Annotated in this window: 14 protein-coding genes; 6 read left to right on the top strand and 8 right to left on the bottom strand. The window is 39.9% G+C overall.

Going from position 1 to position 13713, the window contains the following annotated elements; translation table 11 throughout:
- Nucleotide 1 precedes the first annotated feature (1 nt).
- Nucleotides 2-484, bottom strand: coding sequence for a biopolymer transporter ExbD (locus M9899_00715; GenBank protein MCO5112675.1), 483 nt, complete (start codon nt 482-484; stop codon nt 2-4).
- A gap of 31 nt (nt 485-515) precedes the next feature.
- Nucleotides 516-1154: a MotA/TolQ/ExbB proton channel family protein gene (locus tag M9899_00720; protein MCO5112676.1), complete on the bottom strand. Its 639-nt coding sequence runs from the start codon at nt 1152-1154 to the stop codon at nt 516-518.
- Between the two features lie 388 nt (nt 1155-1542).
- Between M9899_00720 and M9899_00725 the strand changes: the two genes are divergently transcribed.
- Both M9899_00725 and M9899_00730 read left to right on the top strand, forming a co-directional pair.
- The gene (locus M9899_00725) at nt 1543-2853 is read left to right on the top strand and encodes a hypothetical protein (GenBank protein ID MCO5112677.1); all 1311 of its coding nucleotides are present in this window, start codon (nt 1543-1545) and stop codon (nt 2851-2853) included.
- 82 nt (nt 2854-2935) lie between these two features.
- Nucleotides 2936-3934 (top strand): hypothetical protein, encoded by a 999-nt coding sequence (locus tag M9899_00730; protein MCO5112678.1) that lies wholly within the window; start codon nt 2936-2938, stop codon nt 3932-3934.
- Between the two features lie 110 nt (nt 3935-4044).
- Here the strand turns inward: M9899_00730 and mltG are convergent, their stop codons facing one another.
- From mltG to M9899_00750, 4 genes are read right to left on the bottom strand one after another with little or no spacing between them, the layout of a single operon-like run.
- Nucleotides 4045-5100 (bottom strand): endolytic transglycosylase MltG, encoded by a 1056-nt coding sequence (gene mltG, locus M9899_00735; protein MCO5112679.1) that lies wholly within the window; start codon nt 5098-5100, stop codon nt 4045-4047.
- A 48-nt stretch (nt 5101-5148) separates the two neighbouring features.
- The gene (locus tag M9899_00740; protein ID MCO5112680.1) at nt 5149-6651 is read right to left on the bottom strand and encodes a succinylglutamate-semialdehyde dehydrogenase; all 1503 of its coding nucleotides are present in this window, start codon (nt 6649-6651) and stop codon (nt 5149-5151) included.
- Between the two features lie 9 nt (nt 6652-6660).
- A complete protein-coding gene (locus M9899_00745) occupies nt 6661-8004 on the bottom strand; it encodes a hypothetical protein (protein ID MCO5112681.1) in 1344 nt (447 codons plus the stop codon).
- Entirely contained in the window at nt 8001-9377 is a 1377-nt protein-coding gene (locus tag M9899_00750; protein ID MCO5112682.1) for an aminotransferase class III-fold pyridoxal phosphate-dependent enzyme, read from the bottom strand. The genes M9899_00745 and M9899_00750 overlap by 4 nt, the downstream gene beginning before the upstream one ends.
- A gap of 60 nt (nt 9378-9437) precedes the next feature.
- Between M9899_00750 and M9899_00755 the strand changes: the two genes are divergently transcribed.
- The 4 genes from M9899_00755 to M9899_00770 are packed head-to-tail and all read left to right on the top strand — an operon-like array spanning nt 9438 to nt 12210.
- Nucleotides 9438-10196 (top strand): SH3 domain-containing protein, encoded by a 759-nt coding sequence (locus tag M9899_00755; protein ID MCO5112683.1) that lies wholly within the window; start codon nt 9438-9440, stop codon nt 10194-10196.
- A 31-nt stretch (nt 10197-10227) separates the two neighbouring features.
- Entirely contained in the window at nt 10228-10974 is a 747-nt protein-coding gene (gene bamD / locus M9899_00760) for an outer membrane protein assembly factor BamD (GenBank protein ID MCO5112684.1), read from the top strand.
- Nucleotides 10959-11702, top strand: coding sequence for a tetratricopeptide repeat protein (locus tag M9899_00765; protein MCO5112685.1), 744 nt, complete (start codon nt 10959-10961; stop codon nt 11700-11702). Before bamD ends, M9899_00765 begins: the two co-directional genes overlap by 16 nt.
- On the top strand, nt 11695-12210 hold the full coding sequence (locus M9899_00770) for a hypoxanthine phosphoribosyltransferase (GenBank protein ID MCO5112686.1): 516 nt from the start codon (nt 11695-11697) through the stop codon (nt 12208-12210). Before M9899_00765 ends, M9899_00770 begins: the two co-directional genes overlap by 8 nt.
- 21 nt (nt 12211-12231) lie before the next feature.
- Here the strand turns inward: M9899_00770 and M9899_00775 are convergent, their stop codons facing one another.
- Both M9899_00775 and M9899_00780 read right to left on the bottom strand, forming a co-directional pair.
- On the bottom strand, nt 12232-12912 hold the full coding sequence (locus tag M9899_00775; protein MCO5112687.1) for an outer membrane lipoprotein carrier protein LolA: 681 nt from the start codon (nt 12910-12912) through the stop codon (nt 12232-12234).
- A gap of 57 nt (nt 12913-12969) precedes the next feature.
- Nucleotides 12970-13473 (bottom strand): hypothetical protein, encoded by a 504-nt coding sequence (locus M9899_00780; protein MCO5112688.1) that lies wholly within the window; start codon nt 13471-13473, stop codon nt 12970-12972.
- Between the last annotated feature and the right edge of the window lie 240 nt (nt 13474-13713).

Consider the following 13713-nt stretch of genomic DNA (forward strand, 5'->3'; position numbering starts at 1 on the left):
CTTAACCCTTAAAAATATCGTCAAGACTTACATCATCAAATAATGACTTCTTATCTTCACCAATAGGTTGCTTTGCTTTATCAAAAACAAGAATTAAATCTTTATAGCTTACAGATTTATCCGAGCTGATTTTTAATGACTTCATTTCAGGAAACTGAACAATAAGATTCTTAAATGCCGAATCTAGTTCTTTTATGTTCTTTTCTGTTCTAAAAAGAGTCTTCTCGCCTTTTTTAACTAAAATAATGGCCTTACTACCTGAACCCATTTCAACATAGGTAACTGGAAGCTCGTCGGCACCATCTTTTTGTTCCACTTTATTTGACGTTGGAAAAACAGAAGAGTCGAAGATACGAATTTTATAAAATACCGCCGATGCCAATAATAGCGGAATGATGGTCACCATTAACGACAACATCGGAGATAAATCTAAATCCTCATGTTCCGCGTTATTTCTTTTACGTTTTAGTTTTAGAGTTTTCATCGTATCCTCTCTCGTTTTTACTTAAGTCAAATTATTTAAACAGACGGCTTTTTAATATATCGACAGTGATCGAACCATATTGTTCAGCTTGGTCCATTAACTTATTCATTCTGTTATTTAAATGCGCAAAAGCCATCAATACAGGGATTGCTACAGCAAGACCCATCGCTGTTGTACTCATTGCCATTGAAATACCTGCAGATAGTGCTTCGTGCTTAGCCGCACCTTCAACGCTACCTAAAGCAGAGAAAGACATAATTAAACCAATGATTGTTCCAAACAATCCAACCAAAGTTGCAACGTTTGCAATAGCTGGTAAATAATCTAATCTCTTAGAAATTGAAGATTCAACTTGTGCAAGCTTTAAACCTGCTGCATTTAACATTGAAGCCTCATCTCTATTTGATCTTTCAAGAATCGCTTTAACCACATAAGATGCGGGCACTGATTTGTGGGCATCACATAAAGTGATAGCTTTTCCTACTTGATCCTTTAATAGATATTCTTTTACAGAATCCATAAGCTCACCAGAATCTTCTTTTGTGCGCCAATTTAATGTTCTGTATTTATCTATAATAATAAAGGTCGCTACTGCACCTAAGCCTACGATTAGTAATCCTGGTGCTCCACTCGTTTTTACAGATTCGATAACTGACATCATTCCTGACATAATAATAACTCCTTCTTACATTAGGTTTTTGACTTCATGCTAATGAGCAACACCTATGCCAGATGTATTTATTTAGAAATAAGCTCAAAATGTAGTGATTCCAGGCACTTACAAAATCAAGGGTTTGACAAAAATTCTACTTAAACCTCAAATCCACGGCCCCCAAACCCTCTCTTGTGACAAATTATGTCTGTTTTAAGGCACCTAACTCTTACTCTTTTGATTCCAGCCCTTTTCAAGCTCTAAAACGAAATTATTTCTTTTTTAAGAGACACTATTTGTCACTTTCACCAAAGTTTTATCATCTATAACGCCCACACGGCCTTATTTTAAATGGCATAAACTTTGATAAGTACCCTTCGTAAACGTATGCCTATTGGAGGTTACAGTGAAACGTATGTGGATATATATATTAGGAGGGCTTTACGTCAGCTCACTATTTGTAGGTTGCGGAGAAAGAGATGCATCTATTGCACTTTTATCAGCATCTATGAATGTTAAGCTTTCAGCCAATGAACCCAAAAGATTACAAATGGTAATCATTGGTGACCCTACTAAATCAATGGCGGATGCACAAAAAAAGCTAGAACATAGCTTTCCAGCTTTTACACAAAAGTTAGTCCAAACTGGATTTAACTTTGATATCTTTTGTGCAACCACAAGTTATAATGGAGGCGAAATCACGTCTCTCCAAGTTCAAAATTATAGAACTGCAACAGGTTTTGATTTTGCTCGCTTAAGCCAAGATATCGGAAAGTGTATCAATACCACTTTAGTTTCTGGTGATGGCGATGAAAGAGGTCTTGAGGCCGCAAAGAAAACTTGGGAAAAAGTGATCGCTTCTAAGGCTTTAGATCCTAGTGCCGTAAAACTAACTATGATCGTAACTAATGAAGATGATTGTTCAAGAGACCTTGATCAACATCCTGCTTATGAATCTCAATGTAAAGATCAAAGTGCTCGCCCAGGAACAAGCGTACCTGTGACTGATTTTGGTAATACACAGGATGATAGAATTTATGAAACTTCTCGTTATTCAGAATTTTTCAATAAATATCTAACTTATGAAGATAAAGAAAATGATGGTGTGATAAGAAAGCGTGGGCATATTTTTGCACCCGTTATTTTACAACCACCTTCAGATATCGGAAAGACTAATGCTTATGCTTGTATTCAAGAAAAAGCACGTGGCATTACTCCTGAAGAAGCAAAGTCTATTTCTGCGTATGTTATGTCATTTGGTGTAAGATACTATGAAGTTGCCGCTGCAACTGAGAATAAGACTTACTCTTTGTGTGGTAATATTGCCGATATTTTAACGGATGTTGGTAATGATGTAGAAAAGCAAGTTGCACTTAAAACTTTCTTCTTATCTAGAAAACCTGCTGATCCAAATGATTTAAAGATTGTTATCACAAGAAAAATCACTGACGCCAACAAAGCAGAACAACTGCTTGTTGAAATGGAAAGAGAAAACAAGTCTCTTCCTGAAGGTTTAGGCTGGACTCAAAAGGGCAACCAAGTCTGGGAAAGAACTATGGTCATGAACAACGGTTTTTCTTATAATGGAACAACAAACGAAATCGTATTAGATAGCAGATATACTCCGTTTAACGATATCGTTAAAATTCAACCCTACAAGCCTGCTGGCTTTGATGGAAAAGTAAATTACGGCACCAACGATCATTTGAAGCAGTAATTGAAGCAAATTTTAACTTAAGTCGACTTTTAATTAAAAGTCGGCTTAGCTCACCTTCACAAACTTTTATTGAGGTCAGCAAATGAATCTTAAAAACACAACTCTTACTATAAACCTAACAACAAGCCTTATCGTGGGCTTGTTTGTCTTTTCTGGATGTATAGAAAAAGAAAAGTTCGCATCAAAGCCCCTTGTTCAAGAATATGATGAGTTCCCACTTGATGAAAGAGGCGAGGACCATTTTTTGAACCGCCAATATGGCAGCAACTGCTTTGCCAGTCCGAACTGTGTTACTGAACAACCCGTCGAAACAGATATCTCTACTGAATTTGCCTTTATGAGAGGTCAACTTGTGCTGAAAGGACCTGTTCTATTTCAAACAGAGAACGATCAACAATGGAAGATCAATGAGCATATAAAAGTGTTGGGAGCTGATAGTGCGCTGAAACTTCTTGCCTCAAAACCTGAAAGCGCTATCCATATTTTTGATCCACAGCCCAGCCCTTATTTATTTTTTAATTCTAAAGGTTCTACTTCAACTGAAGGTGCCACTCTTACCCCACCACAAAAACCTAAAATTTTATTTCAAAGCCGTTTAGGTTTACCCGCTCACCAATTTGGTGATGCAGGATTTTGCAATCTTATTGAAGCAGAGAATTTTATCGCAAAAAGCAATAGCCCCTTTTTACCCAATACTATAGAGTTCACACCCGACAGCGAAGGCCTAGGTTACAATGCCGAAACCAGCAGCTATATCGCAGAAACGGTCATTATTTGTGGTGGCCTTAGTCTGTTAAATACTCATCTAACAATTGAAGCCAAGAATGTGATCTTTTATAACAGTCATATCACAGTCAGTGCCGATCAAGAGCTTCCCACAGGATTAAAGATTGTAACCGAAAATTTAGGCTACTTTGGTGCTAATATTATCGAAACAAATCTTATCAACGAATCTACTGGACAAAAAGGCTCTGCCGTACCCACTGTTGAAATCAGCGTCAGTGGAAAACTAGATCTTGTCGAGTCCACTTCATCACCCAATAACAGATTTAACGATCATTTCTTAAATATTGCTCTGTAATTTAAAACTAGTTCACACAGCCTCATGGCAAAGATTTACCCCACCACTGTGTCTACTCTAGCCTGCAAGAATGCAGGCAGTTGAGAGTTGAGAGCTGAGAAAATCAAATTTTAGTTATTGGCGCTATTATTTTTATTTAAATCACGCCATGATTTTCCTTGGCGTGCTCTGGGATCAAGCTGAAACTGTCTTACTGCTTCTTGGTGCTCTTTGTAGGTCTTAGAAAATTTATGAGTCCCATCGTTTCGACTTACGAAAAAATAATTCTGACTTTCTACGGGATTCATTGTTGCGACTAGAGCCGCTTTACCAGGATTTGCAATAGGACCCTTAGGCAATCCATTCACAGTGTATGTGTTATAAGGTGTTGAGGTTTGCAAATCTTTTCTTGTAATGTTCCGAAGCATTTCCCCTGTCTGAACCCAAACACCATAAATTGTAGTGGGATCACTTTGTAAACGCATAGATTTTTTTAAACGATTATGAAAGACTGAACTGATCATAGGGCGTTCAAAAGGTGCGCCCGTTTCCTTTTCAACAATGCTGGCTAAGGTGACCACCTGATGTCTGATCATTCCTGTTTTATTTTGAATTTCTACCGAAGCCCAAACTTTTTTAAAATGACTCACAAAAGTTCGTATGTACTGCTCAGCCGTCCAAGATTTAGGGAGTTTGTACGTATCAGGAAATAGATACCCTTCAATAGAATCCGCTCTAAAACCCAATAGTTCCATAATCAAATCAGGGTTTCTGGCTGCCGCAAGAAATTCTTGTTTGGTCGTCAAACGATTCTGTTCTAAAATCTCAGCAATCTGAAAAATATTAAGCCCCTCTTGAAAGGTGACCACACGCTCAATGCTTTGTCCTTTAGTCATAAACTCAATGATCTGGCGTGCACTTTGATCTGCGGGGATTTCATACTCTCCCACCTTGAGTGACTTAGATAAGCCACTGAGCTTAATATAAATTTTAGCCATTCTCATTGGAAAACCTTTAACGTCTTTAGCTACATCTTGTAATGCACTGTTAAAAGTTTCACCTTTAGATATCTCAAATATAAGAGGTGCTTGATAGTTGAGCGTGGAGTTAAGGATTAAATACCCGCTCATCATCCCCGTGAACACTACAGATAAAGCAATTACAACAAGACCAACTAGGAACTTCATCCTGCCTCCCGTATTTTTATTGTAGATTCGCAATCTCCGTAAGTAAATCTAAATATTATAATCTATCCCTGGCATTATTTTCGTCTTGTCAAATGCTGTAGCGTCTTCTAGTGAGGCCAGTGGCGTAGAGCAATAATATACAGCAAACGCCGCCGAGGGTTGTCCATTTCCAGATTTTTTAGTCCCACCAAAAGGCAGGCGAGAACTTGAACCATTTGTTGTTCTATTCCAGTTAAGCAAACCTACATCCAGCTTAGACACTGCACGCTCATAATTCTTTTTATCTTTTGTGAAGATCGCCGAAGACAATCCGTAACTAGATTGATTGACCAAACTTAAAGTCTGATCCAAATCTTTGACTTTGTAAACGGCCACGTTAGGGCCAAATATTTCTGTCTTTTGGTAAACGCTACTTGCATCCACATTCGACACTTCATAAATCGCTGGTGAAACATAAAAGCCTTCGTATTCACTTTCTACTTTTTCACCTGCCAAAATTGCTTTGGCGCCTTCTCTTTCTGCGATCTCCTGAAAACGGAAAAATCTTTGATAAGCATCGCCATCAATCAAAGATCCCATGAAATGATCTTTGGCCCAATGTCCCACCTTAAGCCCTTTAGTCAGTCTCTTGAATTTATCTACATATTCATCATAAATTTTCTCGTGCACATACATACGACTAGTGCATGAACATCTTTGTCCTGCACTTAAAAAAGACCCCACCACATTCTCATACACCGTCTTTTCTAAGTCGGCATCCTCCCAAATGATGGACGCATTCTTGCCGCCCATTTCTAGTGCCAAAGATTTCCAGTAGTGGTCCAATGTGTCTCTTTTAATTCTAAGACCCACATCATAAGATCCTGTAAATAAAATAACATTTACATCAGAATGCTTAACCAGTCGGCTTCCCACTTCGGCTTTACCTTGAATCATATTAAAAACCCCAGGAGGTAACTCAGCTCGTCTAAATAGCTCGGCCATAAACTGCCCCACTGCTGGAGTTTTATCCGAAGGTTTAAAAACAATTGTATTTCCCATCACTAACGCAGGAATAAAGTGCCCATTGGGTAAATGCGCGGGAAAATTAAATGGACCCAAGACTACGGCCACCCCTTTGGGTTTATAACGAATGACACCCTCCACGCTTGGAAGCGCATTCGGAACGCGAACGTCTTTAACCAAGTCTAAGGACTCTTCAATTGTAATTTTGATTTTGGCTGATAAAGCACTCGCCTCTGTTCGGGTCTCCCACAAAGGCTTACCCGTTTCACGACTGATAATAGTAGCCATCTCTTCCTTGTGGGCATCAAATACAGTGGCTAACCTTTGTAAATGCGAAATACGTTCACCCATAGGAAGCTCGGACCAACTTGTAAAAGCCTTTGCCGCCGCTTCAACGGCCATGTCCACATCCTGATAAGAAGCTTCGATCGAAATCACTTCATCGCTTTGATCAGCAGGACTGTGAATCGTCCAACTCTCTTCTGCTTTAGAGATTTTATGAAATGCTCCATCTATAAATGATCCTTTAAATTCAATCGACTGCATGACTTACTCCTATTTTTTAGATGTCATCAAGCTTAAGTAAAACTCTTCTGCTCGATCTAGCTCTTCCAATTCAACACTTTCATTAGGTAAAAATAACGACTCAAATCGACCAGGCCCAAACACTAACGGATTGTATCCCGCCAGTTTAAATAAATCAGCTTCTGTGGTGTAGGCTAAGGATTTGGCCTCCTTAGTGTCACAGATCTCTAAAGCCTTCTGTAAAAAATCAGAGTCTCCCTCAAACAAATAAGGAAACCTTTGGGATAGAATCTTTGAGTCTCCTCCTAAATTCTGAATGTCCCCGCGCAATTTTCCAATCCACTGATCTGAAACTTCACTATTGATTCCAGGAGGAAAAACGCATTCACCATAGATCTCAATTTGATCGTAGTCACATTTGACACGCCCAAAGTTGATCTGTGGACTTGAGGGTTCAAAGTCCTTGTTTGTGGCTTTCTCAAACTCTTGGTTTAAATCCGCAAGATAAGAATATAACGTGCGCAACTTCACACTCATAGGATCAAGAATGTCGTTGGCCAGGTCAAATTCAAGCAATGTACTTCTTGGTTCTGAGGAAGTGTCTTTACCACCCTCCAAATCTAAAATCACAATCTGCTCGGGTAAATTATTTAAAAACTCAAAACTTTGTACAATCGTGTTTCTTTGCCAACTTCCATCACTCAAAGCCTCTCTGGGTTTGGAGTTGAAATACTGACTTTGAGATGAACTGTTTTCTAGCTCATCATGTTTTTGGCGCATTTCTTTTTCGCTTTCGCTAAATGGAAGACTGATGCGCATTCTTAGACGACCCGCTTGTGTGGACACAATTTGATTTTGTGTGGGGAACCCCACGACAATATTTTTAACCTTGAGCTGACACTCACGCAAAAATTTGATCACACCATAAGATCGTAAGGTTCTACCGTAGGTACCCAGAATTCCTACTTTTTGTTTTTGCGTTTCATCCACGCGCAGTAAGGCTCTTAATTGCAAAAGTGAGCTGAGTTTCCCAGAGTTTGCTCCCAATCCGTATAAGCGAGATCCCTTCACCATAGAGTCAAACGGATCTTCTGCCATCTCTGACCAAGCCCTGAAGGGTCCAGGGTTTTCTGTATCCAAAGGATTTACAAAAAGATAATCTAACTCGGCATCATCTTTGATTCCCACACCATAACCAATAAAAACATTATGGAAATCGACGTCCTTAAGTGTGTAAGACAAAGTAGAGCATGAAAACCCATTCTCTTCGGCAAGCTTTGTCAAAAACTGTGCATACTCCCCCGTGCCAGAAGATTCTGAACTGTCAATGGAGAGGGCTTTGCGAAGAGAATCAATTTTTTTATCTAAGCTCATTTACACTCAAGAATTGTCTTTTCAAAAATGGCCTTGGCCTCAGCAATATGTTTGTCTTCTAAAATCGCAGGTAATAAAAAGCGCAACTTATATGGACCGCGGCCGCAAGTGAAACCAATAATGCCGTTTGTGTATAGAGTTTTTGCTACTTTGTTCGCTGACTCATTACTGCCATCTAAAGGAATCACGCTGACCATGAGACCCATTCCACCTGCATCACGCAAAAGTCCTTTGCATGTGGTCTCGTTAAGTTCGTTAAGCATCTTGATGAATTTCTCATGAATCTTTTGAATTTTTCCGTTAGCACCCATGTACTGATCTGTATCTAAATAATCCAGAACTCTACGTCCTACGTTCAGCGCTACACTTGAGCCCGCAAAAGTTCCAGAAATCAATCCTGGCTGTGGGTTCATCTCTTCTGTGTAAAGTGTGGCAGCACCTTGTAAACTTTTGGCCACTGTGATCACATCCACATACTCGCCTAGGTCCATCTTTTGGAAAGCGAAAAATTCTCCTGTACGACAAAAAGTTTGAACCTCATCAAACCACACGGGTATCTTCTCGTTCTTGCAAATGTCTAACATGGGGACAAAATAATCTCTTGGGGCCACATTAAATCCACCCTCACCTTGCATAGGTTCAAAGCTAAAACAGCTGATCTGTCCTTTGTTTTTTTGCACGTGCTCTTTGAACATCTCAAGAGCCTTCTTAGTGCTCTCTTCAGGGGCATAAGGATCAAAAAATGGAATTCGTAAAATTTCATGATAATCAGGTAGACCCTGTTTGAATGCAGGGTTGTCCGTAATTTCAGCCATCATCATACTGCGACCAGCGAACGCATTTTGCATGGCTATAACTTTTGCGGCTTTAGTTTTTTGTCTTACGATTTTTAAAGCATTCTCACCCGCCATCGCACCACACGTTGTGAGCCACCCATATTTGATAGAACTTTTTCTAGAAGCAATCTCGATTAACTTTTCTAGTATAAGTCTATACTCTTGGTTGGGTTGGAGGTTTCCTTGCATCGTCACATCTGAAAGCGCAGCCTCAACACTCGCACTTAAAACCTCAGGATGAGAGTGTCCTAAAATATGAATTCCAATTCCATTGATCAAATCTAATTTGATGCTCCCGTCTTCTAACTCCACATAAGGACCATAGCCCGCGCCACTTCCCACATAGTTGTAATAAAGGGGACGACCTCGCAAGCTACCAATCTCTTCACATGATTTTTTAAATCCATCGACCTCAGTAGGCAGCGCAGGACGTACACCCTGAATGCCTTCTGAAAGCTTTAAGGCTTCACTCACTAAATTTTTAATATTCGATTTAATTTCGCTAGACTGTCTAATTCTATCACCAAATTTTTGCATTACTTGTTCCTCATTGCTATAATTACACCAATATAATCCTCTAAAGGAGATCTGACAAAAGTGTTTAAAATCTGGGTGTGCTGCCTCATAATTTGCCTTTTTCCTCTGGCTTTTGCTCATGCCGATAATAATCTGGACCTACAGTCTTTGGAAAAACTCATTGCGGAAAAGCAATACTCTGATGCCCTGATTAAGATCCAAGAGCTGCGGCAAAACCCCAATTATAATAACTCTCCTGAACTGATCTATAATTTAGGTCTGAGCGAATGGTTCTTAGAACAACACGGCCCCGCTTTGGCCCACTTCAGACTGACGACCTATCTCAGGCCCTATGCTTTAAAAAACCTAACCACTTTACGCTGGGCTCAAGACGAAATTGAGAACATCCAGCATATTACACTTCGAAAAGACCCTTTGCTGGCCACCCTTTCACTCTACCTATGGCCTCAATATTTTTTCGTGCTGAGCCTTCTACTTTTGCCCTACATGGCATTTGTTGCATCGCGCAACAAGTCTCTTCCTTGGGCACCACGACTGCTTAAGGCCCTACCGTGGGCAGGCCTAAGTGTATTGCTGTTTGTTTTCTTTCTCATTGGGCAAGGGCAAACCCATCGAGTCTTTGCCACTTTAGTGAGCTTGGATGCAATCACGGCATACGCAGGTCCATCGGATCAATCGGTGGATGTAGGCCAGCTCTTCCCTGGGGATTCTGTAGAAGTCTTAAGGAGAAATGAAGCTTGGTGGCAAATCCGCACCTCTGATATTCCCTCGGCTTGGGTACAAGCGAATAACCTTAAAGTCCATAGCCGTTTGGATTGACCCACTACCAGCGAAGCCCTAAAATGCGCAGATGAACTCTATTTTAGCAATTCTACTATTTAGCTTGGGACTTGTCGCCAACCCCTCTTACGCCGACGAACCTTCTAATACACCCGTCGCCAAAGCTTATGAAGATGCCTTAAAATTAGAAAAAGCTTACCGCTACGAAGAAGCCATTCAGGCCTTAGATAGCCTTAAAAACAAATATCCTTACAGCCACTATGCAAAGATGGCGCGCTTAAAGATTGCTGACATTCACTTTGAGTCTAAGTCTTTCATTCAAGCGCAATACTCATACATCACTTATAACGAACTCTATCCCAGAGACGAAAAGGCTGATTACGTGGTTTTCCAAATCGCACACTCTTTGTACAAACAACTGCCTTCCACTCATGATAGAGATCTCTCATCAGCACGTGATGCCATTAAGTATTTTGACCAAGTGATCACTCGCTTTCCTAACAGTGTGTATATTAAAGATTCTGAAAAGTACAAAAAAGAGATTTACAATAAGCTTGCCGATAAAGAACTCTATATTGCTAAGTTTTACTTTAAGTACAAACAACCTCTGGCAGCACTTCGACGCTTCCAAAAGTTCATTGCCAACCATCCAGGATACCCACAAATACCTGAAGCTCTTGCTGGTGCCGCTTATTCGGCTTTACGTATCGACGAGGACGAGATGCATAAAAAATACTTAGCTGAACTGAAAACAAAATATCCTGATTATACGGTTCCCAAGCTTTACACAAAGAGGTTTGTATGGTCGAGTCTATAGACTTTATTCTTAAAAACGCATCTGAGTACTTTGACAATGGCGACTATAAAAAAGCCGAACCTCTATTGCATCAATTAGTTTTAAAGAACGTAAAAAGTGCCAAGCTCTTTTATATGTTGGGCGCCATTCAATACCAGAAGAACGATATTAAAAAAGCTCTTCGCAGTTTCAAAAGATCCCTAGAGATTGATCCCAACTTTACCGATTCAGGCATTGGCCTTAGTGTGATTTACAATGACCTAGGACAATACTCTGAAGGGCAAAAACGTTTTGCAGAAGTTCAAGAGCGAGTCTCAAACCACAGTCCCGAAGAAAACGAACACCAAAGACAGATCAAAGCTCAATTTGTGAAAAAGCACATGGAACTTGCTCAGATGTACAACGAGCAAAAAAACTATGCTGAGTCCCTGCAACAGCTGATCAAAGCCAAGTCTTTTGATTTTAATACTGAAAAAGTCCAAATCTTTATCGCCGAATGTTTACTGCATCTTAAAGAATATCAACGTGCCGTAAATGAACTTAAAAATATTCTGCAAAGAAAGCCCAACTACATTCCTGCTCTTATGCGTTTAGCACAGATTTATTATAAGCTTGGTCATAAAGAAGTGGCCGTGCGCACTTATGAACAAGTGCTTTTACATCAACCCGATCATAAGTTGGCCCATGCTAAATTAACTCAAATCAGAGCCTTAAATCCCAGCCGTTTTCAAGGAGAAGTTCATGTCTAAACTCAAAGAAGGAATGATTCCTTATATTGAAGCCGATGAAATTGCACAAATGATCACAACGCTTGCCGAGACCCTTGACCGTGATTTTGGCAGAGAGCCCCTGGTGCTTGTGTGCCCTCTTAAAGGTTCTTTCATGTTTGTCGCAGACCTTTGCAGAAAACTAAAGAACCCTAATGTAGAAATCGAATTTGTCCAGGTGAAGTCTCTTGGCAAGTCTATGCGTCTTATCAAAGATATCGCTATTGATATTTATGAAAAGAACGTTGTTATCTGTGAAGAGATCATTGATGCTGGTCGCACTCTGTCTTTCTTAAAAAGACATTTGCAACACTCCAACCCTCGCACTGTTCGCATTGCCACTCTCATTGATAAACCTGCACGTCGTGAAATTCCATTGCGACCTGATTATGTGGGAAAAGTGATCCGTGACCGCTATGTCATCGGATACGGCATGGACTCAGACGAGCTTGGCAGAAACTACGCTGACATCTACAACTTCATGCAGTAGAGATACCTGCACACCCCACTCTTACATCACTGTAACTGTAGCTTCTTTAGGAGGCTGAAACTTAAATAGGGATTCATCCATCTTGTCTTTAAACTTATTAAAGGTGAAGGTAAGGCTAGTTTCATTATCCACATCATCCCAGTAGACTAATTTTTTTACGATGTTCTTTTTCGTATCTAAGTTAAACCTGACTCTTGAGACATACGAAACCCCAGCATCGCGTTTAGGGACCAGAGTCACGTCAATACGGCTTTCTGTATTTGTATGTATATTGGTGATCTGAAATTTATCCCAAACGTTTTTGTCTCCAAAAAGAAGATCTAATAACGGCATGGGTACAGGTTTACTCTTAATGATATTTTGTGGCTTGCCGTCTTCGTAGCTCACGTTCCAAATTTCATTAGGCGTGATGAGCACCATAGATTTGTCTTTACTGTTTAAATCTAGGCGCAATCTTTTTTTAGAATAATACAACTCGCCCTTAGCATTTTCGGTCTCACCCAATAAAGATAGAATTTGAGTCCTCTTAAATTTCGCGTAAAGGCCCGTGTCAGAAGAATAAATTTCTGTGGTTTGCTTGAGTTGATCAAATATTTTCTGTTCGATCTTTTGTTGCTTTGCTTTGTCTTCAAGCTGGGCATAAGAATTGGAAGTGGTCATAAAAACAATGCCCACAAATACATATTGTAAAGCTTTAAGCATTTGGCCTCCCAAGCACCTATCAATAGCAACAATTCTATATGAAAATAGTTTCGACTGTTACTGTTTTTCTGCCCAAACTGCAATATATTGAATATGAACAGGGTCTAACGCCTCAATACAAGCCTTTAAAGATTCCCCCGTGACCATGACATCATCGACCAGCAAACCAGTATGGTCCAAGTCCAAATCCCTCATTTTGTCTTTACAAATTCCCATACGAATCTCTTGGCGCTCCTGTTTACCTCGATTCTTCTGAGTCCGATTCCCTATCTTAAATAAAATATCAAAAAACCGTAGCCCCAATTCTTCAGAAAAACTCTTCCCCATTTGTAAACCATGACTCCTATCCAAACTAGGCACAGCAAAGACATTGTGCCGTGGGGATACATTGAAATGCCCTAGCTTTATATTCATCCACTTGGCAAACAGACCATAAAGTTTTGGATTGCTCCCATCCTTTAACGCTACAATGACCTTTTGAATTGCAAACCCATTCTCCTCACCCCAACTCCATAAATAAAAAACAGGAACATTACGGTGACTTATATTTAAAAAGATCATCTGTTCAAGATGCTTAACAAACTCAAGATAAAGACACCTTCGACACTCCTTACAAAGCGGCAACTCCAAAAACACAAGCTCCTCACACACCACACAAGCCCGCACCATCCGAATCTTTGAAAGCCCAAACCCACACAAAAACTCCCGAAATCGCAAAAGCTTCGATACATTCAAAATATTCTTTTTAAAAAAGGTACTTAAAGAAAGACAAATCTCCATGAAAATACAAATACTAAAAAT

This window comes from Pseudobdellovibrionaceae bacterium (assembly GCA_023954155.1).
Classification (GTDB): Bacteria; Bdellovibrionota; Bdellovibrionia; order Bdellovibrionales; family UBA1609; genus JAMLIO01.